General features: G+C 61.6%; 23 protein-coding genes. 11 read left to right on the top strand and 12 right to left on the bottom strand.

The window, feature by feature from the left end; genetic code table 11:
* Positions 1 to 200 precede the first annotated feature (200 nt).
* On the top strand, positions 201 to 1,595 hold the full coding sequence (locus tag HBO10_RS01960) for an MATE family efflux transporter (protein WP_034126638.1): 1,395 nt from the start codon (positions 201 to 203) through the stop codon (positions 1,593 to 1,595).
* On the opposite strand, the gene tusA is transcribed toward HBO10_RS01960, so the two are convergent.
* Entirely contained in the window at positions 1,592 to 1,837 is a 246-nt protein-coding gene (tusA, locus tag HBO10_RS01965; protein WP_014717501.1) for a sulfurtransferase TusA, read from the bottom strand. The two genes, HBO10_RS01960 and tusA, sit on opposite strands and share 4 nt — an antisense overlap.
* 129 nt (positions 1,838 to 1,966) lie before the next feature.
* On the bottom strand, positions 1,967 to 3,043 hold the full coding sequence (rlmM, locus tag HBO10_RS01970; RefSeq protein ID WP_034126637.1) for a 23S rRNA (cytidine(2498)-2'-O)-methyltransferase RlmM: 1,077 nt from the start codon (positions 3,041 to 3,043) through the stop codon (positions 1,967 to 1,969).
* Positions 3,044 to 3,239: 196 nt separating this feature from the next.
* On the opposite strand from rlmM, the gene acnA reads away from it, so the two are divergent.
* Positions 3,240 to 5,981, top strand: coding sequence for an aconitate hydratase AcnA (gene acnA, locus HBO10_RS01975; protein WP_034126636.1), 2,742 nt, complete (start codon positions 3,240 to 3,242; stop codon positions 5,979 to 5,981).
* An 87-nt stretch (positions 5,982 to 6,068) separates the two neighbouring features.
* Here acnA and HBO10_RS01980 read toward each other — a convergent pair whose 3' ends face one another.
* A complete protein-coding gene (locus HBO10_RS01980) occupies positions 6,069 to 7,007 on the bottom strand; it encodes an aspartyl/asparaginyl beta-hydroxylase domain-containing protein (protein WP_034126635.1) in 939 nt (312 codons plus the stop codon).
* Between the two features lie 243 nt (positions 7,008 to 7,250).
* The gene (cysK, locus tag HBO10_RS01985) at positions 7,251 to 8,225 is read right to left on the bottom strand and encodes a cysteine synthase A (RefSeq protein ID WP_034126634.1); all 975 of its coding nucleotides are present in this window, start codon (positions 8,223 to 8,225) and stop codon (positions 7,251 to 7,253) included.
* Positions 8,226 to 8,352: 127 nt separating this feature from the next.
* Here cysK and HBO10_RS01990 point away from each other — a divergent pair, with 127 nt between their 5' ends.
* From HBO10_RS01990 to HBO10_RS02000, 3 genes are all read left to right on the top strand, one after another.
* Positions 8,353 to 9,429: a DUF748 domain-containing protein gene (locus tag HBO10_RS01990; RefSeq protein WP_034126633.1), complete on the top strand. Its 1,077-nt coding sequence runs from the start codon at positions 8,353 to 8,355 to the stop codon at positions 9,427 to 9,429.
* Between the two features lie 214 nt (positions 9,430 to 9,643).
* Entirely contained in the window at positions 9,644 to 10,489 is an 846-nt protein-coding gene (locus HBO10_RS01995) for a MoxR family ATPase (protein ID WP_003189627.1), read from the top strand.
* A complete protein-coding gene (locus tag HBO10_RS02000; protein WP_003189625.1) occupies positions 10,489 to 11,667 on the top strand; it encodes a VWA domain-containing protein in 1,179 nt (392 codons plus the stop codon). Before HBO10_RS01995 ends, HBO10_RS02000 begins: the two co-directional genes overlap by 1 nt.
* Positions 11,668 to 11,775: 108 nt before the next feature.
* On the opposite strand, the gene HBO10_RS02005 is transcribed toward HBO10_RS02000, so the two are convergent.
* From HBO10_RS02005 to HBO10_RS02015, 3 genes are read right to left on the bottom strand one after another with little or no spacing between them, the layout of a single operon-like run.
* On the bottom strand, positions 11,776 to 12,690 hold the full coding sequence (locus HBO10_RS02005; protein WP_034126632.1) for a biotin-dependent carboxyltransferase family protein: 915 nt from the start codon (positions 12,688 to 12,690) through the stop codon (positions 11,776 to 11,778).
* Positions 12,687 to 13,391, bottom strand: a complete 705-nt coding sequence (locus HBO10_RS02010) for an allophanate hydrolase subunit 1 (RefSeq protein WP_034126631.1) — start codon at positions 13,389 to 13,391, stop codon at positions 12,687 to 12,689. The genes HBO10_RS02005 and HBO10_RS02010 overlap by 4 nt, the downstream gene beginning before the upstream one ends.
* The gene (locus HBO10_RS02015) at positions 13,388 to 14,128 is read right to left on the bottom strand and encodes a 5-oxoprolinase subunit PxpA (protein WP_034126630.1); all 741 of its coding nucleotides are present in this window, start codon (positions 14,126 to 14,128) and stop codon (positions 13,388 to 13,390) included. The genes HBO10_RS02010 and HBO10_RS02015 overlap by 4 nt, the downstream gene beginning before the upstream one ends.
* A 175-nt stretch (positions 14,129 to 14,303) precedes the next feature.
* Here HBO10_RS02015 and HBO10_RS02020 point away from each other — a divergent pair, with 175 nt between their 5' ends.
* The gene (locus HBO10_RS02020; RefSeq protein ID WP_034126629.1) at positions 14,304 to 15,224 is read left to right on the top strand and encodes a LysR family transcriptional regulator; all 921 of its coding nucleotides are present in this window, start codon (positions 14,304 to 14,306) and stop codon (positions 15,222 to 15,224) included.
* A gap of 114 nt (positions 15,225 to 15,338) precedes the next feature.
* On the opposite strand, the gene HBO10_RS02025 is transcribed toward HBO10_RS02020, so the two are convergent.
* The 3 genes from HBO10_RS02025 to HBO10_RS02035 are packed head-to-tail and all read right to left on the bottom strand — an operon-like array spanning position 15,339 to position 17,226.
* A complete protein-coding gene (locus HBO10_RS02025) occupies positions 15,339 to 15,881 on the bottom strand; it encodes a DUF2937 family protein (protein ID WP_034126628.1) in 543 nt (180 codons plus the stop codon).
* 10 nt (positions 15,882 to 15,891) lie between these two features.
* Complete coding sequence (locus tag HBO10_RS02030; protein WP_003189615.1) at positions 15,892 to 16,668, bottom strand: class II glutamine amidotransferase; 777 nt, start codon at positions 16,666 to 16,668, stop codon at positions 15,892 to 15,894.
* Positions 16,669 to 16,698: 30 nt separating this feature from the next.
* On the bottom strand, positions 16,699 to 17,226 hold the full coding sequence (locus HBO10_RS02035) for a hypothetical protein (RefSeq protein WP_034126627.1): 528 nt from the start codon (positions 17,224 to 17,226) through the stop codon (positions 16,699 to 16,701).
* Positions 17,227 to 17,250: 24 nt separating this feature from the next.
* On the opposite strand from HBO10_RS02035, the gene HBO10_RS02040 reads away from it, so the two are divergent.
* The gene (locus HBO10_RS02040; protein ID WP_034126626.1) at positions 17,251 to 19,293 is read left to right on the top strand and encodes a S9 family peptidase; all 2,043 of its coding nucleotides are present in this window, start codon (positions 17,251 to 17,253) and stop codon (positions 19,291 to 19,293) included.
* Here HBO10_RS02040 and HBO10_RS02045 read toward each other — a convergent pair.
* A complete protein-coding gene (locus HBO10_RS02045; RefSeq protein WP_034126625.1) occupies positions 19,290 to 19,571 on the bottom strand; it encodes a hypothetical protein in 282 nt (93 codons plus the stop codon). The genes HBO10_RS02040 and HBO10_RS02045 overlap by 4 nt on opposite strands.
* A gap of 78 nt (positions 19,572 to 19,649) precedes the next feature.
* Here HBO10_RS02045 and HBO10_RS02050 point away from each other — a divergent pair, with 78 nt between their 5' ends.
* The 4 genes from HBO10_RS02050 (at position 19,650) to HBO10_RS02065 (ending at position 21,783) form a co-directional block, all read left to right on the top strand.
* Complete coding sequence (locus HBO10_RS02050; RefSeq protein WP_034126624.1) at positions 19,650 to 20,336, top strand: hypothetical protein; 687 nt, start codon at positions 19,650 to 19,652, stop codon at positions 20,334 to 20,336.
* An 89-nt stretch (positions 20,337 to 20,425) separates the two neighbouring features.
* Positions 20,426 to 20,800 carry a YajD family HNH nuclease gene (locus tag HBO10_RS02055; protein ID WP_034126623.1) on the top strand — a complete coding sequence of 125 codons (375 nt, stop codon included), beginning with the start codon at positions 20,426 to 20,428 and terminating at the stop codon, positions 20,798 to 20,800.
* A 97-nt stretch (positions 20,801 to 20,897) separates the two neighbouring features.
* Positions 20,898 to 21,365: an RNA methyltransferase gene (locus HBO10_RS02060; protein ID WP_003189607.1), complete on the top strand. Its 468-nt coding sequence runs from the start codon at positions 20,898 to 20,900 to the stop codon at positions 21,363 to 21,365.
* Positions 21,366 to 21,432: 67 nt separating this feature from the next.
* Positions 21,433 to 21,783, top strand: a complete 351-nt coding sequence (locus HBO10_RS02065; protein ID WP_034126622.1) for a DUF2892 domain-containing protein — start codon at positions 21,433 to 21,435, stop codon at positions 21,781 to 21,783.
* 82 nt (positions 21,784 to 21,865) lie between these two features.
* Here the strand turns inward: HBO10_RS02065 and HBO10_RS02070 are convergent, their stop codons facing one another.
* Positions 21,866 to 23,086, bottom strand: a complete 1,221-nt coding sequence (locus tag HBO10_RS02070; RefSeq protein WP_034126621.1) for a hypothetical protein — start codon at positions 23,084 to 23,086, stop codon at positions 21,866 to 21,868.
* Positions 23,087 to 23,089: the final 3 nt, after the last annotated feature.

Consider the following 23,089-nt stretch of genomic DNA (forward strand, 5'->3'; position numbering starts at 1 on the left):
CTGGCTTGCCTGTGATTGCATCGACCCGGTTTGCCTGATGTACCGAGGTGCCTGCATCGCAGGCAAGCCAGCTCCCACAGGGATCAGCGCTGGCCCGGGCGCATCGCTTACAAATCCCTAACACAGGTTTTTTCCTGACCGCTGCGTCAACGCGTAGAATCCGCCGTCCTTGCGACTGCCTTTTTATTGGACACCTGTACGTGAACACTGCCACCGCTACCCTCTCCCGCCCCGCCCGCATCAGCCGGGAAGTGCGCGGCCTGCTGACGCTGGCCTTGCCGATCATGATCGGCCAACTGGCCACCACCGCGATGAGCTTCGTCGACGCGGTGATGGCCGGGCGCGTGAGCCCGCAGGACCTGGCGGCGGTGGGCCTGGGTAATTCGATCTGGATCCCGGTGTACCTGTTGATGACCGGCACTCTGCTTGCCACCACGCCGAAAGTCGCCCAGCGCTACGGTGCGGGCCAGTTCAGCGAGATCGGGCCCTTGGTGCGTCAGTCATTGTGGCTGGCCGCCGTGGTTGGCATCGCAGGGGCGCTGTTGTTGCTATGCGCCGAGCCGATCCTGCATGCGATGAAGGTCGAACCCGACTTGATCGCGCCGTCCATGGGCTACCTGCACGGCATCGCCGCCGGTATGCCGGCGGTGGCGTTGTACTACGTGTTTCGCTGTTTCAGTGACGGCCTGGGCCGCACACGGCCGAGCATGGTCATGGGCTTGTGCGGCTTGGCGCTGAATATTCCGCTGAACTACATCTTCATCTACGGCCACTTGGGCGTACCGGCCATGGGCGGCGTGGGTTGTGGCTGGGCTACCGCGATTGCGATGTGGGTGATGATGATCGGCCTGGCCATCTGGACGCGCTGGGGCGCGGCCTATCAAAGCAGCGAATTGTTCAAGCGCTTCGACTGGCCGCAGTGGGCGGTGATCAAGCGCGTGTTGGGCATTGGCCTGCCGATAGGCGTGGCGATCTTTGCCGAATCGAGTATTTTTGCGGTGATCGCCTTGTTGATCGGCAGCCTGGGCGCCACGGTGGTCTCCGGTCACCAGATCGCGCTGAACGTCAGCTCCCTGGTGTTCATGATCCCCTATTCCCTGAGCATGGCCGTCACCGTGCGCGTCGGCCAGGCGCTGGGGCGCGGCGAACCTCGGCAAGCACGCTTCGCCGCCGGCGTCGGCATGGGCACCGCACTGGCGTATGCCTGTTTTTCCTGCAGCTTGATGCTGTTGTTTCGCGAGCAGATTGCAGCGATCTACACCCCCGATCCGGTAGTGATCCACCTGGCGTCGATGCTGATCGTGTTCTCGGCGCTGTTCCAGTTCTCTGACTCGATCCAGGTCACCGCCGCCGGCGCATTGCGCGGCTACCAGGACACCCGGGTGACCATGGTGCTGACCTTGTTCGCCTATTGGGGCGTGGGCCTGCCGGTGGGTTACGCCCTGGGCCTGACCAACTGGCTCGGCGAACCCAGCGGCCCGAGCGGTTTATGGCAAGGGCTGATCGTGGGCTTGAGCTGTGCGGCGGGGATGTTGGTGGTGCGCCTGGCGCGCAGTGCACGCCGACGCATTCGGGCCGAAAAGGCGCAGGCTTAATCGGCTTTCTTGCGGATCCAGTACAGGTAGGTGCCAGCATCTTCCTGCTGATCCACCAGTTCATGGTCGAGAAACACGCAGAACTTGGGGATATCGCGACGGGTCGACGGGTCGGTCGCGATCACCTTGAGCAGGCCGCCCGCCGGCAGGTCGCGGATGTGCTGGTGCAGCATCATCACGGGTTCCGGGCAGTTGAGGCCGGTGGCGTCGAGGGTGCCATCAACCGGCAGTTCAAGACTCATACTTCACTCCTAAAACTGGCACCGCTCAACAATGTGGGAGCGGGCTTGCCCGCGATGACGGGGGCACATTCAACATAAATTTCGACTGTTATACCGCTTTCGCAGGCAAGCCAGTTCCCACATTTAATATCAGCGGCCTTTGGATTTCTTTACGTCTACCAGGCGGCGCAGGTGACAGGTCACTTCTTCGCGATCATGGTAGAGCTGCTTGCAGCCGATCTCCACACGAATGCCACGCGCCTTGAAGCCATCTTCGATGCGCTCCAGCAAACGCTTCACTTCGGCGTAACGCTGTTTCATCGGCAACTTCAGGTTCACCACCGCCTCGCGGCAATGCCCTTCGCCAATCCACGTTTCCAAGAGTGCCGCGTTGCGAGCGGGCTTCTCAACGATGTCGCAGACCATCCAGTCTACCGGCTGCTTGGGCACGAAGGTGAAGCCGTCGGCCATCAGGTGTTGCACCAGGCCTGTGTCCATCAGGCTTTCGGCCATGGGGCCGTTGTCGATGGCGGTCACCAGCATGCCACGGTTGACCAGTTGCCAGGTCCAGCCGCCCGGTGCTGCGCCGAGGTCGACGCCGGTCATGTCGCCGTGCAGGCGTTCGTCCCACTGGTCACGGGGGATGAAGTGGTGCCAGGCCTCTTCCAGCTTGAGGGTCGAGCGGCTGGGCGCATCACGCGGGAACTTGAGGCGCGGGATGCCCATGGGCCACATCGCCGAGTTGTTCGACTCGGCCAGGCCCATGAACACTTCGCGGCCGCTCTTGAAGGTCAGCAGCAGGCGCGGCTTGCTCGGGTCGTCCACCAGCTTGCCGGCGTTAAGCAGGGCTTTGCGCAGGTGCACTTCGAATTTCTTGCAGAAGTTCGACAGTTCCTTGCCGTCATTGGTGTCGACCATCTCCAGCCACAGGCTGCCGCACACGGGGAATTCGCGCAGGTGGGCGAGGATCACGCTGATGCGGTCGGTTTCCGGCAGGTCGATAAACACCCCGCGCGCCCACTGCCTTGGGAAGATCAGCTCGGCAAAGCGCTGGCCGTGCATCAGGCGCTGGGCGCCGTCTTCTTCGGTGCAGACAAATTCGGCGCAGGCGCTGCCGGTCTTGGCCTTGGCGTAGCCGGAAACGTTCAGGCGCGCAGCGTGCTCCGCGATCTCGGAACAGACTTCGCCTTCAAAACCCGGGCGGCAGTGCATAAAAAGGGTGTTCATTGAATCTCCTGGTGAATCAACCGGCGTTGCGCTATCGCAATACCTGTCATGAAAACGCGCGCATGATAGCCGAGTTCGGAACCTTGGACTCAGCGATAGAGTCCAGTTATTAGCCTGCTAATGAAAACAGCGCTAACGTGATAGCTCTGTTCGTCCCGTCAGGTCCGTAGCCGTGCGGACCATAAGGAGTCATGTAATGTCATCCCTTGATAGCCTGAGAACCCTTAAGACACTGCAAATAGACAGCAAAACCTACCACTACTTCAGCCTGCCCGAAGCCGCCAAGAGCCTGGGTGACCTGGACAAGCTGCCGATGTCCCTCAAGGTGCTGCTGGAAAACCTGCTGCGCTGGGAAGACGCCAAGACCGTCACCGGCACCGACCTCAAGGCCATCGCCGCCTGGCTCAAAGAACGCCAGTCCGACCGCGAGATCCAGTACCGCCCCGCTCGCGTGCTGATGCAAGACTTTACCGGGGTACCCGCCGTGGTCGACCTGGCCGCCATGCGCGCTGCCGTGGCCAAGGCCGGGGGTGACCCACAGCGCATCAACCCGCTGTCACCGGTGGACCTGGTGATTGACCACTCGGTGATGGTCGACAAGTTTGGCAGCACCAGCGCCTTCGAGCAGAACGTCGATATCGAGATGCAGCGCAACGGCGAACGCTACGCCTTCCTGCGCTGGGGCCAGAGCGCTTTCGACAACTTCAGCGTGGTACCGCCGGGTACCGGCATCTGCCACCAGGTCAACCTCGAATACCTGGGCCGCACCGTGTGGACCAAAGAGGAAGACGGCCGCACCTACGCCTTCCCCGACACCCTGGTCGGCACCGACTCCCACACCACCATGATCAACGGACTCGGCGTACTCGGCTGGGGCGTGGGCGGCATCGAAGCCGAAGCGGCGATGCTTGGCCAGCCGGTGTCGATGCTGATCCCGGAAGTGATCGGCTTCAAGCTCACCGGCAAGCTCAAGGAAGGCATCACCGCCACCGACCTGGTGCTGACCGTGACGCAAATGCTGCGCAAGAAAGGCGTGGTGGGCAAGTTCGTCGAGTTCTACGGCGACGGGCTGGCCGATTTGCCCCTGGCCGACCGCGCGACCATCGCCAACATGGCACCGGAATATGGCGCGACCTGTGGCTTTTTCCCGGTGGATGAGGTGACCCTGGACTACCTGCGCCTGTCCGGCCGCCCGGCTGAGACGGTCAAGTTGGTGGAAGCCTATACCAAGGCCCAGGGCCTGTGGCGCAACGTTGGCCAGGAGCCGGTGTTCACCGATACCCTGGCCCTGGACATGGGCACTGTCGAGGCCAGCCTTGCCGGGCCCAAACGCCCCCAGGACCGCGTCGCCCTGCCGAATGTAGGCCAAGCGTTCAGCGATTTTCTCGACCTGCAATTCAAGCCCACCAGCAAAGAAGAAGGCCGCCTGGAAAGCGAGGGCGGAGGCGGCGTTGCCGTGGGCAATGCCGACCTGGTCGGCGAGGCGGATTATGAATACGAAGGCAACACCTATCGCCTGAAAAACGGCGCGGTGGTGATCGCCGCGATTACCTCCTGCACCAACACCTCCAACCCCAGCGTGATGATGGCGGCCGGGCTGGTGGCGAAAAAAGCCGTGGAAAAAGGCCTGACCCGCAAGCCCTGGGTGAAAAGCTCCCTGGCGCCGGGCTCCAAAGTGGTCACCGACTACTACAAGGCTGCGGGCCTCACCCAGTACCTGGACAAGCTTGGCTTCGACCTGGTGGGCTACGGCTGCACCACCTGTATCGGCAACTCCGGGCCCCTGCCCGAGCCGATCGAAAAAGCCATCCAGAAGGCCGACCTCACCGTGGCCTCGGTGCTGTCCGGCAACCGTAACTTCGAAGGCCGCGTGCACCCACTGGTGAAAACCAATTGGCTGGCCTCGCCCCCCCTGGTCGTCGCCTACGCGCTGGCCGGCACCGTGCGCATCGACATCAGCAGCGAGCCGCTGGGCAATGACCAGCAGGGTAATCCGGTGTACCTCAAGGACATCTGGCCCAGCAGCCAGGAAATCGCCGAAGCGGTGGCCCAAGTCAGCACCAGCATGTTCCACAAGGAATATGCCGAAGTGTTTGCCGGCGACGAGCAATGGCAAGCCATTGAAGTACCGCAGGCAGCCACCTACGTATGGCAGCAAGATTCCACTTACATCCAGCACCCGCCGTTCTTCGACGACATTGCTGGCCCGCTGCCGGTGATCGAGGACGTCAAGGGCGCCAACGTGCTGGCCCTGCTGGGGGATTCGGTAACCACCGACCACATCTCCCCTGCCGGCAATATCAAGGCCGACAGCCCGGCCGGGCGCTACCTGCGCGAACAGGGCGTGGAGCCGCGTGACTTCAACTCCTACGGCTCACGCCGGGGCAACCATGAAGTGATGATGCGCGGCACTTTCGCCAATATCCGTATCCGCAATGAAATGCTCGGCGGCGAAGAAGGCGGTAACACGCTGTATATCCCTACGGGCGAGAAAATGGCGATCTACGATGCCGCCATGCAGTACCAGGCCTCGGGCACACCGCTGGTGGTGATCTCCGGCCAGGAATACGGTACCGGCTCCAGCCGCGACTGGGCGGCCAAGGGCACTAACCTGCTAGGGGTCAAGGCGGTGATCGCCGAGAGTTTCGAGCGTATCCATCGCTCCAACCTGGTAGGCATGGGCGTGTTGCCGTTGCAGTTCAAGCTGGATCAGAACCGCAAGACACTTAAGCTCACCGGCAGGGAGAAGATCGATATCCTCGGGCTGACCGATGCCGAGATCGAGCCGCGGATGAACCTGACGTTGGTGATCACTCGGGAGGATGGCAGCAGCGAGAAGGTTGAGGTGCTGTGCCGGATTGATACCTTGAATGAAGTGGAGTATTTCAAGGCCGGTGGGATTCTGCACTACGTGCTGCGCCAGTTGATCGCGTCCTAAAGGACAGCCTCAAGCTACAAGCTTTGAGCTGCAAGTAAGTTGCCAGCTTGTAGCTTGTAGCTTGTAGCTTGTCTCTAGAAACTGCTTTTACCCGAACAACCACTTCCAGAGCAGCACCAGCACCGCCACCGCCAGCACCGGCCGCGCAATGCGGTAGGCTTTGGGATGCTTGCGCTTCCACTGTTTGACCTGGCCGCTGAACTTGTCGCTGAAGGTCTTGCTCCAGGCGTACGCCTGGTTGATGCCGCCCACGCGCTCGTCATCGAGGTTCTGCGGTGCGGTTGCGCGGCCCAGTTGCTTGCTGACCCAGCGGTTGATGCGGGTCATCACGCGGTTGCTCAATGGGCGTTCGATGTCGCAGAACAGGATCACACGGGTCTGTTCGGTTTCGTTTTTCACCCAGTGCACGTAGGTTTCATCGAACATCACGTCTTCACCGTCGCGCCAGGCGTAGACCTGGCCGTCGACGAAGATACGGCAGTCGTCGGAGTTCGGCGTGGACAGCCCCAGGTGATAACGCAGGGAACCGGCAAACGGGTCGCGGTGCGGGTTGAGGTGGCTGCCACCCGGCAACAGCGCGAACATCGCGCCCTTGACGTTAGGGATGCTGCTCACCAGAGCCACAGTCTTGGGGCACAGTGCCTCGGCCGAAGGCAGCGGTTTGTCGTACCACTTGAGGTAGAAACGCTTCCAGCCCTTCTTGAAGAACGAACCGAAGCCGGCGTCGTTGTTCTTTTCGGCAGCGCGGATATAGCCCTCGTCGAACAGGTGCATGGCCTCTTCGCGGATCACTTCCCAGTTGTCCTTGAGCACATCCAGTTCCGGGAACTTGCTGCGGTCCAGGTAGGGCTTGGACGGCACCGCAGAAAACAGGTACATCAGGGCGTTATATGGGGCGAACAGCGCCGAATGGTTGACGAACTGACGCAACATCGGCAAACGGGCCTTGCCACGCAGGTGCACATACAGCGTGCTGCCGATGAACAGCAGCAACACCGACAGTTTGGCGGCCAAAGAAAAGGTCATGCAGCAACTCCTGGAAATAAGCGCCTGGCCAGCAAATTTCCGTCAATGGGAAACCAGACGTAACAGCCGGCCATGATAAACACTTGAGCCATTATGCAGAAGGCCCAGACCGACCGGGTGACATACATCAACCTTGTGGCGAGGGAGCTTGCTCCCGCTGGAGTGCGAAGCGCTCCCAGAATAATGGGGCCGCTGCGCAACCCAGCGGGAGCAAGCTCCCTCGCCACAGGGTTGCCCTTAAGATCAGGCCTGGTTTTCCTGCTCGGTAAACAAATCGCTGAACAACATGCTCGACAGGTAGCGCTCACCGGAGTCCGGCAAGATCACCACAATAGTCTTGCCCTGCATCTCCGGCTTCTCGGCCAGGCGCACGGCCACGGCCATGGCGGCGCCACAGGAGATCCCGCACAAGATGCCTTCTTCCAGCATCAAGCGTCGGGCCATGGCCTTGGACTCTTCGTCGGTCGCCAGCTCCACGCGGTCGACCATCGACAGGTCGAGGTTTTTTGGCACGAAACCGGCGCCGATGCCCTGGATCTTGTGCGGGCTGGGCTTGATCTCTTCACCCGCCAAGGCCTGAGTGATCACCGGGGAAACCATGGGTTCCACGGCCACCGACAGAATCGGCTTGCCCGCCGTGTTCTTGATATAGCGTGATACTCCGGTGATCGTGCCGCCGGTCCCCACGCCTGCCACCAGCACGTCCACGGCGCCATCGGTGTCGTTCCAGATTTCCGGGCCGGTGGTTTTCTCGTGGATCGCAGGGTTTGCCGGGTTATCGAACTGGGCCGGCATAAAGTAGGTGGCCGGGTCGCTGGCGACGATCTCGGCAGCCTTGTCGATGGCGCCCTTCATGCCCTTGGCCGGCTCGGTCAGCACCAGTTCGGCGCCCAGAGCCTTGAGCACTTTACGGCGCTCAAGGCTCATGGACGACGGCATGGTCAGCAGCAATTTGTAGCCACGGGCGGCGGCGACAAACGCCAGGCCGATACCGGTGTTGCCCGAAGTCGGCTCGACAATGGTCATGCCCTGCTTGAGCTTGCCGCTGCTTTCTGCATCCCAGACCATGCTGGCGCCAATGCGACACTTGACCGAATAACTCGGGTTGCGCCCTTCGATCTTGGCCAGGATCGTCACGCCACGCGGTGCGATGCGGTTGATCTGAACCAGAGGCGTATTACCGATGGAGTGCGCGTTGTCTGCGAAGATGCGGCTCATGGCGATTCCTGTTGTCGAGACTTTGGGAAAGGCCCCAAGGGTATGCCTCGTGCTCCCAAGCGTCCAGAAGGAGGAACGTTGCGACGATCAGAACAGTCAATCCCCTACAAGCTAGGAGAACTGCCCAATGAAACGTCGCTACAGTTGGCCGTTAGGGACAATCGCCGCTCTGGTGCTGGTCCTGATTGCCGTGCACATCGCGCTGCCCTACCTGGTGCGCAACTACCTGAACGACAAACTCGCCAACATGGGCGATTACCGTGGCGAGATTGCCGATGTGGACCTTGCGCTATGGCGCGGCGCATACCGGATCAACGGCCTGCAAATCGTCAAGGTGGACGGCAAGGTCCCGGTGCCGTTCGTCAAGGCGCCGCTGATCGAGTTCGCGGTGAGCTGGCATTCGCTGTGGTACGACCATGCCGTCGTGGCCGAGGGGCATTTTGTGCGCCCGCAGATCAACTTCGTCGATGGCGGGGCCAACAAACAGGCGTCCCAGACCGGTAAGGGCACCGACTGGCAGGAACAACTGCGCAAGCTGCTGCCGATTACCCTCAATGAAGTGCGCATCGAAGACGGCGAGATCGCCTTCCATAACTTCAGCTCCAAGCCCCAGGTGAATATCAACGCCACCGCGGTCAACGCCAGCTTCTATAACCTGACCAATGTGGTGGATGTCAAAGGCAAGCGCGATGCACGCTTTGAAGGCAAGGCACTGCTGCAAGGCCAGGCGCCTCTGGAAGCCAACGCCACCTTTGACCCGCTGAGCGATTTCGAAGAGTTCGAGTTCCGCTTCCGTGCCCGCGACCTGCAACTAAAACGCATGAATGACTTCGCCTCTGCCTATGGCAAGTTCGACTTCAAGGCTGGCACGGGCGATGTGGTGATCGAAGCCCAGGCTGAAAGTGGCCGGCTCAGCGGCTACATCAAGCCGCTGCTGCGCGATGTGGAGGTGTTCGACTGGCAACAAGACGTTGAAAACCAGGACAAGAATATCTTCCGTTCGATCTGGGAAGCCGTGGTGGGCGCCAGCGAAACCGTGCTGAAAAACCAGCGTAAAAACCAGTTCGCCACCCGTGTAGAGCTGAGCGGTAGCGTGCATCAGCAAAATGTCAGCGCGTTTTCTGCGGTGATCGCGATTCTGCGCAATGGGTTCATCCAGGCGTTCAATGCTCGTTACGAACAGCCCAGGCCCAGCGCTGATTAACCCTGTGGGAGCTGGCTTGCCTGCGATGGCGGTGGGTCAGCCAGCTCATCTGTCACTGATACACCGTCATCGCAGGCAAGCCAGCTCCCACAACTTCCTGCATGGGCCAGGGCTGATGTGACCGGCCATTCAGAGACTGAATAACCCGTCTGCGTTCACAGTCGCCGGGGCTGCGCGGTATAGTCAGGCCATTGATGAATTCGAGGAATGACCGATGAAGTTCGAAGGCACCCAGGCCTATGTGGCTACCGATGACCTGAAACTGGCCGTCAACGCCGCCATCACCCTGGAGCGGCCGCTGCTGGTCAAGGGCGAACCGGGCACCGGCAAGACCATGCTTGCCGAGCAACTGGCCGAATCCTTCGGTGCCAGGTTGATCACCTGGCACATCAAGTCCACCACCAAGGCGCACCAGGGCCTGTACGAGTACGACGCGGTCAGCCGCCTGCGCGACTCGCAACTGGGCGTGGACAAGGTGCACGACGTGCGCAACTATCTGAAGAAGGGCAAGCTGTGGGAAGCCTTCGAGTCCGAAGAGCGGGTGATCCTGCTGATCGATGAAATCGACAAGGCCGACATCGAGTTCCCCAACGACCTGCTGCAAGAACTCGACAAGATGGAGTTCTACGTCTACGAAATCGATGAGACCATCAAAGCCAAGAAGCGCCCGATCATCATCATTACCTCCAACAACGAAAAAGAGCTGCCGGACGCGTTCCTGCGCCGCTGCTTCTTCCACTACATCGCCTTCCCCGACCGTACCACCCTGCAAAAGATCGTGGATGTGCACTACCCGGACATCAAGAAAGACCTGGTCAGCGAAGCGCTGGACGTGTTCTTCGATGTGCGCAAGGTGCCGGGCCTGAAGAAAAAACCGTCCACCTCCGAGCTGGTCGACTGGCTCAAGCTGCTGATGGCCGACAATATTGGCGAAGCAGTGCTGCGCGAGCGCGACCCGACCAAGGCCATCCCTCCCCTGGCTGGCGCCTTGGTGAAGAACGAGCAAGACGTGCAGTTGCTGGAGCGTCTGGCGTTCATGAGCCGTCGCGGTAATCGCTGATGCTGCTCAACCTGTTCAACGAAATGCGTGCCGCCAAGGTACCGGTGTCGGTGCGCGAGCTGCTCGACCTGATCAACGCGCTCAAACAGCGCGTGACCTTCGCCGACATGGACGAGTTCTACTACCTGGCCCGGGCGATCCTGGTCAAGGACGAGCGGCATTTCGACAAGTTCGACCGGGCCTTCGGCGCCTATTTCAACGGCCTGGAAAAGCTCGACGACCACCTGCAGGCGCTGATCCCCGAAGAATGGCTACGCAAGGAATTCGAACGTTCCTTGAGCGATGAAGAACGCGCGCAGATCCAGTCCCTGGGTGGCCTCGACAAGCTGATCGAGGAGTTCAAGAAACGCCTGGAAGAACAGAAAGAACGCCACGCCGGTGGCAACAAGTGGATCGGCACCGGCGGCACCAGCCCCTTTGGTTCTGGCGGCTACAACCCTGAAGGCATTCGCGTCGGTGACGCCGGCAAGCGTCAGGGCAAGGCGGTGAAAGTCTGGGACCAGCGCGAGTACAAGAACCTCGACGACCAGGTGGAACTGGGCACGCGCAACATCAAGATCGCCCTGCGCCGCCTGCGCAAGTTTGCGCGCCAGGGTGCGGCCGAAGAGCTGGATATCGATGGCACCATCGACCACACCGCTCGCGATGCCGGCTTGCTGAATATTCAGATGCGCCCCGAACGGCGTAACACTATCAAGCTGTTGCTGCTGTTCGACATCGGCGGCTCGATGGATGCCCACGTGAAGATCTGCGAAGAGCTGTTCTCCGCGTGCAAGACCGAGTTCAAGCACCTGGAGTACTTCTATTTCCATAACTTTGTGTACGAGTCGGTGTGGAAGAACAACCAGCGTCGCACCTCGGAGCGCACGTCCACCCAGGATCTGCTGCACAAATACGGCGCCGACTACAAAGTGATCTTTATCGGCGATGCGGCCATGGCGCCCTATGAAATCACTCAGGCCGGCGGCAGCGTCGAGCATTGGAACGAGGAGCCGGGGTATGTGTGGATGCAGCGCTTCATGGCCAAGTACAAGAAGCTGATCTGGATTAACCCCTACCCGAAAGATACTTGGGGCTATACAGCGTCGACGGGGATTGTTCGCGAGTTGGTGGAGGATCAGATGTACCCGCTGACGCTGCGCGGGTTGGAAGAAGGTATGCGCTTTCTCTCGAAATAGGCGGTGTTTTGACCGGCCTCATCGCAGGCAAGCCAGCGCCCACATGTTGACTGCATTTCAAAGTTGGAATGCATTCCTCTGTGGGAGCTGGCTTGCCTGCGATGCTTTTTAGCGATCGGCAAACTGCTGCAAAAACTTGATGTGCTGCCGATGCGCAGCCTCCTGCACCACCGGTGCCAACCGCACCTTCTCCCCCGGCAGACACTGCGCCAGCCGCGCCAAGGATAAAGGTGTCAACGCGCCCAACCGCGGGTAACCGCCGATCGTCTGCCGGTCATTGAGCAACACAATCGGTTGCCCATCCGGGGGCACCTGAATCGCGCCCAACGGTATCCCTTCGGAAATCAACGACGGCCCCTGATACTGCAACGGCGTGCCGAGCAAGCGCATGCCCATGCGGTCTGCACGGCTGTCCAGAGCCCATTCGGTGTTGAAAGCATCGAACAGGCTCTGCCCGCTGAACTGGCCTATCTGCGCGCCGATGATCACGTCCAGTGATGCAGCGGATTGCACATCCGGGTTGGCCAGCACCTTCATTGCACCGCCCGTACCGGAATAGGCCAACCGCCCGCCTTCGGCCAGTGCCTTGCCGCAACCGTCCACCCCGCCCAACGCTTCGCGCACGACCGTGGCACAACTGCCCAGTACAGTCTGCGCATCAAAACCACCGGGCGCGGCCAGATAAGCGCGTGCCCCAGTGAACGGCTGGGTGAAGCGCAGTCGCTGGCCCTTTTGCAGGATAAAACTGCGACCGGGGCTTATCGCTCGCTCATCGACATAGGCGCCCAGATCCGCACCGGCCAAGGCCAGCAGGCAATAATCCTCGGCCTGTACGGTAAAGCCCCCAAGGGTGATCTCCACCACCGGCGCATCCAGGGCATTGTCCAAAAGCCAGTTGGCCCAGGACATCGACACCCAATCCAGCGCGCCGCCCTGGGTCACGCCCAGGTGGCGTACGCCAAAACGACCGGCGTCCTGCAACAGGCACAGTGGCGTGCTGGCCTCGATGATCAAGCGGCTCATGCTTGCGCCTCCAGCGGCGTGTCGTCGCCACCCAAGTGGATGAATTCGGCGTGGCTGACCGAGGCGAAGCGCACCGTGTCGCCGGGTTGCATCAGGCTGTAGCCGTCGCGCTCCCGGTCGAACAGTTTGGCCGGGGTGCGGCCGATCAGGTTCCAGCCGCCCGGGGACACCACCGGGTACGCAGCGGTTTGCCGTTCGGCGATACCGACACTGCCAGCGGCCACGCGTTTGCGCGGCGTGTTGAGGCGTGGGGTGGCGAGCACTTCGTCCACCAGCCCCATAAAGGCAAACCCAGGGGCAAAGCCCAGGGCGAATACCTGGTACTCGTGGGCGCTGTGACGGCGGATCACCTCCTCCACGGCCAGCCCGCTGCGCTGGGACAGCAAGGTCAGTTCCGGGCCGACACTCAGGTCGTACCACACTGGCAACACATGGCATTGGCCGCTGCCCTGGGCCTGGGGTTGCAGGTCGGTAAGGGCCTGGTCAATCAGCGCCCGGGCCTGGGCCGGGGTTAGCGCAGTGAGATCGTAATGCACCATCAAGGTGGTGTAGGACGGCACCAGGTCCACCAATGCCAAGCCAAAGCCATTGCGCAGGCGCTCGGTAGCCGCGAGCATCCACGGCATGTTGGCTTCGGCGATCACGTCAAACAGGCGCACCATCAGGCAGTCGATCGCCACCACTTCGATGCGTGGGTTCATGCTGTTTTCAACGCTTCACGGATACGCTGCACGGCAGCCACCGAGCTGGCGTTGTCGCCATGCACACACAGGGTATTGGCCTGGAGTACCAATGGACTGCCGTCGCTGGCAATCAGCGATTCGCCACGGGAAAGGGTCAGGGCCTGCTGCACAATGGTTTCGCTGTCATGGTGCACCGCGCCGGGCAACTGGCGGGAAACCAGATGGCCCTTGCTGTCATAGGCACGGTCGGCAAAGGCTTCGAACCACAGCGTCACCCCGTATTCATCACCCAACGCTTGGGCCGCGCGGTTATCCCGGGTGGCCAGCAGCATCAGCGGCAGGTCGCCGTAGGCGGCCACGGCCTGGATCACCGCACGCAACTGCGCGGGGTTGGCCATCATGTCGTTGTACATCGCACCATGGGGTTTCACATAGCTGACGCGCCCGCCCTGAGCGCGGCAGATGCCGTCCAGCGCGCCGATCTGATAGTGCAACAGGTCCTGGATTTCCTGCGGCGTGTAGTTCATGGAGCGCCGGCCGAAGCCTTGCAGGTCCTGGTAGGCCGGGTGGGCGCCCACTTGTACGCCGTGCTTGAACGCCAGACTGACGGTCTTGCGCATGATGCTCGGGTCGCCGGCATGGAAACCGCAAGCCACGTTGGCGCAATCAATGAACGGCATGACTTCGGCGTCCAGACCCATGGTCCAGTTGCCAAAGCTTTCGCCGATGTCGCAGTTCAGTAGCAGGCGGCTCACGGTGGTCGCTCCTGTAGGTTTTGTTTTTTTGTAGTGTGGGATTTATTACACAGAACTCGCAACTTGTCCTGGCACCCCAACGACGCTTATCGTGGAACGGCTCGATTTTTGGCGCTTGCCCGGTGCGACGTCCAACTAATAAAAACCGATTCATGCATAAGAAAAAGTTGATCCCATGAATTTAAAGTTCCTCGAAACCTTCGTCTGGGTGGCCAGGCTCAAGAGCTTTCGCCTGACTGCCGAGAAGCTGTTCACCACCCAGGCCTCGATTTCCAGCCGCATTGCCGTGCTTGAAAGCGAGCTGGGCGTGAAGCTGTTCCTGCGTGACTCGCGAGGCGTGAGCCTGACCCCGGAAGGCTTGAAAGTGCTCGACTATGCCGAGCAAATGATGGTGACCATGCAGGGTTTGAAGCAGTCTCTGGAGACCACCAGCAGCAAGGTCGGGCGCATTCGGATCGGCGCGATGGACACGGTGATCCACACCTGGCTCAGCCCGCTGGTCGCTGAACTGATGAAACTGTTCCCGCTGGTGGAGATCGAGCTGATCGCCGATACCGCGCTGAACCTCAGCGATCAGCTACAAAAAGGCTTTCTTGACCTGATCCTGCAAACCGACCTGCTGCGCCTGGAAACCGTGCGCAGCCTGGAACTGGCCAGCCACCCCATGGCCTGGATCGTGGCCAGCCAGTCGATCTACAACCGCGACTACGCCTCCCTCGCCGAACTGGCCCAGGAGCGCATCATCACCTACTCGAAAAACTCTCACCCGCATCAGGACGTGTTGAGTTTGATGCAGGCCAATGGCGTGGCCGCACCGCGCATGAACTGCGTGAACTCGGTGTCGGCGATTACCCGGTTGCTGCGCGATGGCTTCGGCATCGGCGCACTGCCGCCGGTGCTGGTGAGCGAAGAGCTGGAGCGAGGGGAATTGGTGATGCTGCCCATGGCCCAGCGCCTGCCGAACTTGCAGGTGGTGGTGTCGTGGCGCGTAGGAGTGGAGTTGGTGGAGGAAATTGTGGGGTTGTGCCAGAAAGTCGTCGCCCGCTATGCCGAGCAAGTCGGTGCAGAACGCATGCAACTGCATAAACCCGATTAATCGTTCCCACGCCCTGCGTGGGAACGCAGCCTAGGGCGCTCTGCGCCTCCAAGCGCGACGCGGAGCGTCAGAAAAAGCATTCCCACGCGGAGCGTGGGAACGATCAGTGGGTCGTTAGAGGCCCTTGAGGTCCCGTTCTTCGATGGGCCGGCTCTGGCGCAGGCGCCGGCCGCCTAACACCACCCAGTCGATCAAGCGGTACAGGCACTCGATGCCGAACGACAACAGCATCGCCCCGCCCAGGCCCCAGCCCATGGCTTCAGGCGTCAGCAGAATCTGGTAGCTGTAGCCATTCCAGGTCTCCGAACGGATATCCGGGTCGGCAGCCACCGCCACTTGCAGGGCACGGATGTACCACGGGCCCTGCATGGCCTGGTATTGCTTGTCCAACTCGAGTTGGCGATCGAGCATAGCGCCCAGGCTGCTGGCGTCGCTCTGGAACACCGGGTCATCGCTGGCGCGGTAATGCGCCACCAAGGCTTGCATATCACCGTTGAAAAACTGCTGCGCCGTGGACTCGAAACCGCGCAAGCCGGTCTGGGCCTCGATCAAGTGGGCTTCGACGCGCTTGGCGTAGTCATTGATAAACCCCGGCACCTGCACGCCGACCAACAAGCCAACGGCAAACAGCACCAACCGCAGATAGCTAAGCAACATGCTCGATTCCTTACTCGGTAACGCCCTGGCTGACACATTCACCGCGTCGCCACAGGCTCCATTGGCCCGGTTCGTAGCGGGTCCAGTTTTCGTTGTCGGTCAAGGGTTCGGTGGCGATCACCGTTACCACATCATTGGGGGTGGTTTCGGCCTGAAAATCGACGATCACGTCGACATCTTTCAAACGCGCCGGGCCAAAAGGCGCACGCCGGGTGATCTGCGCCAGCTTGGTCGAGCAATAGCAGAACAGCCAGTCGCCGTCGCTGAGCAGGCAGTTGAACACGCCCTTGCTGCGGTATTCGGCGCAGGCGGCGATCAGGTCGGGCAGCACCTGTTCGATGTCCACCGGCTCGGGAAAGGCCTCGCGCACGCGGTTGAGCAGGTCGCAGAACGCCGCTTCGCTGTCGGTATCGCCCACCGGGCGGTAGAAAGTGGCGCGGGGATTGAAGTCCGCCAGTTGGCCGTTGTGGGCAAAACACCAGTTACGCCCCCACAGCTCGCGCACGAACGGATGGGTATTGGCCAAGCTGACCTTGCCCACATTGGCCTGGCGGATATGGCCGATCACCACTTCGCTCTTGATGGGGTAACGCTGAACCAGCAATGCGACTTCCGACTCGCTACTGGCAGCCGGGTCCTGGAACAGGCGCAGGCCACGGCCTTCATAGAAGGCAATGCCCCAGCCGTCGCGGTGCGGGCCAGTGCGCCCACCGCGCTGCATCAGCCCGGTAAAGCTGAACACGATATCGGTGGGGACGTTGGCACTCATGCCCAATAATTCACACATGCCAGGGCTCTCGCTGCAGGGCAGACAACGTTAAAGGCGCGGTTCGACCCGCATACCACCGGCAGGCGCCGGACGACGGAAGGGTTCGTCGTCTTCCGGCTCGGCGGCCAAGGCCGCATCCGCAGCAGCCTTGCGCTCACGGCGAGCATTGGCGGCGCGCTCGATGGGCCAGCGGATCAGCACAAACACGATGTACAGGGCAAACGCGATCATCGTGTACATGAACAGGTCGGAAATGGCGCGCCAGGCGTTGTTGCCGACTTTGAGCACCAGGTCCAGGGCGGTAATGGCCACGGCCGGCGCAAACTGGGTCTTGACCGGGTCGACAATGGTCGGGCTGAGCAGCAACACCGCCATCAGCAATTGCAGGGGCTCGCGCAGCCAGCGCCAGATCCAGCGGGTCATGCGCCACCACACCAACAGGCAGCCCAAAGCGGCGAAGGCGTAAAGGCCCCAAGCGGTCAGATAGTCGTTCTCGGTCATGGTGTCCATGGCAAGGTTGGCAAACAGGCGGCTATGATAACGGCTTTTGCGTGTCGCGGCTGCAATGCCTGCCACCGTCTGCCAGATAGGAAATTATCCATGCCTATTTCCACCGCACCGATTGCCCGCAAGGCCCCAGGCCCAGACCCGTACGCCTGGCTGCAAGAACGCGACAACCCTGAGGTGCTCGACTACCTCAAGGCCGAAAACGCCTGGCAGGAAGCCCAACTGGCCGATCAGCAAGCGTTGCGCGAGACCCTGTTCGAAGAGATCAAGGGCCGCATTCTGGAAACCGACCTGTCCCTGCCCTCCCCTTGGGGCCCGTATCTGTATTACACCCGCACCACCGCCGGCGACGAATACGCCCGCCACTACCGCTGCCGCCGCCCGGCCGATGACAGCAACCAGGTGGACACCAGCAGCGAAGAGCTGTTGCTGGACCCGAACGTGCTGGCCAATGGCGGATTTTTCTCCCTGGGCGCGTTCAGCATCAGCCCCGATCACCAACGCTTGGCCTACAGCCTCGATACCAGCGGCGAAGAGATCTACACCCTGTTCGTGAAGGAATTGGCGACCGACAAGGTCAGCGAACTGGCGTTCGACAACTGCGATGGCAGCATGACCTGGGCCAATGACAGCCTGACGCTGTTTTTCGGTGAGCTGGACGACACCCATCGCCCGCACAAACTGTATCGCTATCGCCTGGACGGCACCGCCGCGCAGGAAGTCTTCCACGAGCCCGACGGCCGTTTCTTCCTGCATTGCTACCGCTCAAGCTCCGAACGCCAACTGTTGCTGGCCCTGGGCAGCAAGACCACCAGCGAAGTCTGGGCGCTGGACGCCGAGCAACCGCACCTGGCCTTCACCTGCCTGGCGCCACGGGTCGAAGACCACGAATACGACGTCGACCACGGCAAGCGCAATGGCCAGTGGACCTGGTTTATCCGCAGCAACCGCGACGGCATCAACCATGCGCTGTACGTGGCCGCCGACACCGGCACGCCGCCCACCGAAGCCGACTGGCAGAACCTGATCCCCCACAGCGACGAGGTCATGCTTGACGGCGTGAGCCTGAACGCCAGCGCCATGACCTTGAGCCTGCGCATCGGTGGCCTGCCGGTCATCGAAGTGCACCCGGAGGATGTGCCGGCCTATCGGGTGCAATTGCCTGACGCCGCCTACAGCCTCTACGTGCAGAACAGCCTGGAGTTCCCCAGCGACAAGATCCGCCTGCGCTATGAGGCCTTGAATCGCCCGGCCCAAGTGCGTCAGCTCGAGCTGGCGACAGGCGCGCAGGTCGTGCTCAAGGAAACCCCGGTACTGGGCGTCTTCAACGCCGACGATTACGTCAGCCAACGCCTGTGGGCCACTTCCGCCGACGGCACTCAGGTACCCATCAGCCTGGTGGTCAAGCGTGACCAGCTCGGCAAGCCGACGCCGCTGTACCTGTATGGCTACGGTGCCTACGGCTCAAGCCTGGACCCGTGGTTCTCCCATGCGCGCCTGAGCTTGCTCGACCGTGGCGTGGCGTTTGCCATCGCCCATGTGCGCGGCGGCGGTGAGCTGGGGGAAGCCTGGTATCGCAACGGCAAGCAGGAACACAAGCAGAACACCTTCAGCGACTTTATCGCCTGCGCCGAACATTTGATCGCCGAGGGCCTGACCACCTCCCAGCAACTGGCGATCAGTGGCGGCAGTGCCGGCGGCCTGTTGATCGGCGCGGTGCTCAACCAGCGTCCGGAATTGTTCCAGGCGGCGATTGCCGAAGTGCCGTTCGTCGATGTGCTCAATACCATGCTCGACCCGGAACTGCCGCTGACCATCACCGAGTACGACGAGTGGGGCAACCCCGAGGACCCCGAGGTGTACGCGCGCATCAAGGCTTACGCGCCGTACGAGAACGTCAGCGCCCAGGCTTACCCGGCCACGCTGGTGATCGCCGGCTATAACGACAGCCGCGTGCAGTACTGGGAAGCCGCCAAGTGGGTGGCCAAGCTGCGGGATATCAAGACGGACGACAACCTGCTGCTGCTCAAGACCGAGCTGGGTGCCGGCCATGGCGGCATGAGCGGGCGCTATCAGGGCTTACGTGACGTGGCCCTCGAATATGCCTTTGTGTTCAAGGCCCTCGGTCTGGTCTAACCGCCCGGCGTTTTCGGCTTGCTGTCGTTCTGCTGCAGGCCAGGGACCGTCTGGTCCTTGGGCGGCGCCGGCAGCACGATGGGCGCCAGCGGCGGCGAGCCATTCTGGGTCTTGGGCGCAACGGGCGGCGTGACTTGCGGGTACAACGTGGGTGTTGGCGTGCCCGGCGCGCCTGGGGTTGGCGTGGGCGCGACCGGTACGGTTTGTAACTCCTGAGCCTGCGCGGTACCCAATGCGAGCGCGCTCAACACAATGACCGTTAGAATGCTGCACTTCATCGATGGCTCCATGGCCTGACCGGAATGCCCTAAGGCTACTCCCAACCGCGCAAGAATGCCCTTCCCAATGAGATTTCCATGAAACGTTTTGTTCTGCTGGACACCACCCCAATCCCCGACAACGGCGGTGCCTTGTGCCTGTTCGAATACGGCGAGGACTTCGTCATCAAGATCCAGGGCGGTGACGGTGGCCAGTTGATGAACACGCGCATGCATGGCTCCGAAGATGCCCTGGCGGAGATTCCCTGCCGCAAAGTGGCCGGGCGCCCGGGTTCACGTGTGCTGATCGGCGGCCTGGGCATGGGCTTTACCTTGGCCGCGGCGCTCAAGCATTTGGGCAAGAGCGCCGAAGTGGTGGTGGCCGAACTGGTGCCCGGCGTCGTGGAATGGAACCGTGGGCCGCTGGGGGAGAAATCCGGACGCCCGCTGCTGGACCCGCGCACCGTGGTCCGCCTGGAAGACGTGGCCAAGGTACTGCAGGCCGAGCCCCAAGGCTTTGATGCGATCATGCTAGACGTCGACAACGGCCCCGAGGGGCTCACGCAAAAAGCTAACAGTTGGCTGTACTCGGCCAGTGGCCTGGCCGCGTGCGCCAAGGCCCTGCGGCCCAAGGGTGTGCTGGCGGTGTGGTCGGCCAGCGCCGACAAGCTGTTCAGTGACAAACTGCGCAAGGCCGGTTTCAAGGCCGAGGAAGTGCAAGTGTTTGCCCATGGCAACAAGGGCACGCGGCATACCATCTGGATTGCAGAGAAGCTCAAGGGCTGATCACGGTTGATTCAATCGCGCCAATCCGCTGTGGGAGCGGCTAGAATCAACCTTGTCCGTGAACCACCCAATAATAGCCAGGAGCCATGATGAGCTCGAACAACCCGCCCTCCCACACCGCCAAGCTGGACCGCATCCTCGCCGATGCCCAGCGCGACCGCGAAATGGGCTACCGCGATAAAGCCTTGAAGATGTACCCCCACGTGTGTGGCCGCTGCGCCCGTGAGTTTTCCGGCAAGCGCTTGAGTGAACTGACCGTCCACCACCGCAACCACAACCATGATGACAACCCCCAGGACGGCTCCAACTGGGAGTTGCTGTGCCTGTACTGCCACGACAACGAACACTCGCGCTACACCGACCAGCAATACTTCGGCGAAGGCTCCACCAGCAGCCCGAGCATTGCCAAGGCGACGCACAACCCGTTTGCGGCGTTGGCGGGGTTGATGAAAAAAGGCAGCTGAATGCTCCAAGCTGCAAGCCTCAAGAAAAAGCCGCTCGGTTTTTAACTTGCAGCTTGTAGCTTGCAGCTATACTGCTGCCTTTTTCAAAGGCACTCCCGTGGGCAATAAACGCTACAGCTGCATCGGTCTGTATAACCCCAAATCCCCCGAAAACGTCGGCTCGGTGATGCGTGCCGCCGGCTGCTACGGCGTGGCCTCGGTGTTCTACACCGGCGTGCGTTACGAGCGCGCCCGGGATTTCATCACCGACACCAAGAAGGTGCACCACGATATCCCGCTGATCGGCATCGACGACCTGAAAAAGATCCTGCCCCTGGGCTGCATTCCGGTGGCCGTGGAACTGGTCGAAGGCGCCCGTCCGCTGCCTGAATACACCCACCCCGACCGCGCCCTGTATATTTTCGGCCCCGAAGACGGCTCCCTGGACAAAGAGATCCGCGACTGGTGCGAGGACGTGGTGTACATCCCCACCACCGGCTGCATGAACCTGGCGGCCACGGTCAACGTGGTGCTCTATGACCGCCTGGCCAAGGGCAATAACACCCGTTCGGGCCCCAAGTACTGACATTGCGGGAACATCCGGCACATGCGCGCAGTCAGCTAGTAACACTTGCACTTGTTGGAGACTGATCATGAGCGACAGCAAAACCTTGCGACCTATCATCGAAGCCGCCCCCTTGAAGCCTCAACCCACCCAGAACGTGCATGGCTGGGAGCGCATCGGCTCGGTGGCCGGCGGGGTAATGATGGTGGGTAAAGGCTTGCGCCGCGGCGGGATTTTCGGCTTGATCCAGGTGGCGATTGGTGGCGTGGCACTGGCCCGTGGCTTTACCGGGCACAGTTCGCTCAAGGACAAACTGGAACAGGGCCGCAAGGAAATGAACAGCGTGCGCACCAAGATCGAACGGGCCGGTGAAGAGTTGAAGAACCTGAAGACCAAGGCCGAAGTGGCGGCTGAAAAGGCGGTGAAACCTAAAGCCTGACCTGAGACTTGGACATGCTGGAGATTCAAATGTGGGAGGGGGCTTGCCCCCTCCCACATTTTGAATTGCACAGGGGTTTGGATCAGCGCAGCAGTTTGCTGTCCAGTACCACCGACGACTCACCGATCACGCTCTCGGCCAACTGCACGAACTCTTTGGTGTTGACGCTGTTCACCCGCATCAACGCCTGCGCCAGATCGTCCAGGGAGCGTTTGTTGTGGGTCTTCACGCGGATCTCACGGTCCAGCTCCTGCAATACCACCACCGAACGCGCCAGCGTCGCGCCGTTGACGTGCTCGCCTTTGAGAGTGGTGACGTCTTTGCCTTCTTTGGTCAGCCGCGCCTGGATCGCCGCATAGCGTTCATCGGTGATGCCACCGGCACGTCGCATCAGCTCAATCGCGTAGTACTCGCCCAAGCCCTCGCTGATCCAGTCGCTGCTGTCGTGGTCATTGAAGCGTCCGATGGCCTGCACCACTTCGCGCAGCAACGGGCTGCTGCCATTTTCGCCCACCAGCGGCGTGCGGCTGTTGAGGTAGATCGAATCGCGTAACGAATAAGCGCCCCGCCGCATCGGGTCACTGGCACCGACAATCAACAGTTTGCCGGGATGGCGCGGGAACGCGGCTTCCACCTGGGGCCAGACAAACGTCAGCAACGTCAGCACGTCCATGCGGCGCATGCCCTGGCCCTTGGGCGAGGCCACGGTGACGTCGGTTTCACCCAGGCGCAGGCGGCGGCTGCCGAGGTTGCCCGCCAGCATCCAGCCGGTGGGACGGTCGAACAGGCGGGACACGTTGTCGATGCGGAATTTGTTCTGGCCGATGCGCGGCCAGGCCGTTTCGACGCTCTTCCAACCCGTCGGCAGTTCGAACATCAGACGTGAGACCAGCTCGACGCCGTCTTGCTGGTCGAGACGTGCGGCCGGCACCAGGTCTTCGCCGCGCAGTAACGCCCAGCCGGGCGTGATGCGTGTGTCATACACGCCGGGCTTGCGCGCATGGGCCAGGCGCACCCGGTAGGTCAGGCTGGCCTTGTCAGGGCTGGGTTGCCACAGGCCACGGTTGCCCGTGACTTGCCACTGGCCATCGGCCTTGAAGTCGCTGTAGTCACCGTCGCGGCCCAGGTCGAAGTTCAGGCTGCGCACCGCCGCGCCCTGGGACAGGCTGACGCGCACCTCGGCCTGCTGGCTTTGGGGCAACAGCTTGATGTGGTAATCCAGGTCGACTTTCTTCGCGCACCAGCCCGGCCCGCTCAGCGCCAGCACGACCAGGCCCGCTGCCCACTTGGCGGCCACCTTCATACA

The organism is Pseudomonas sp. WS 5503 (assembly GCF_012985385.1).
Lineage (GTDB): Bacteria > Pseudomonadota > Gammaproteobacteria > Pseudomonadales > Pseudomonadaceae > Aquipseudomonas > Aquipseudomonas paracarnis.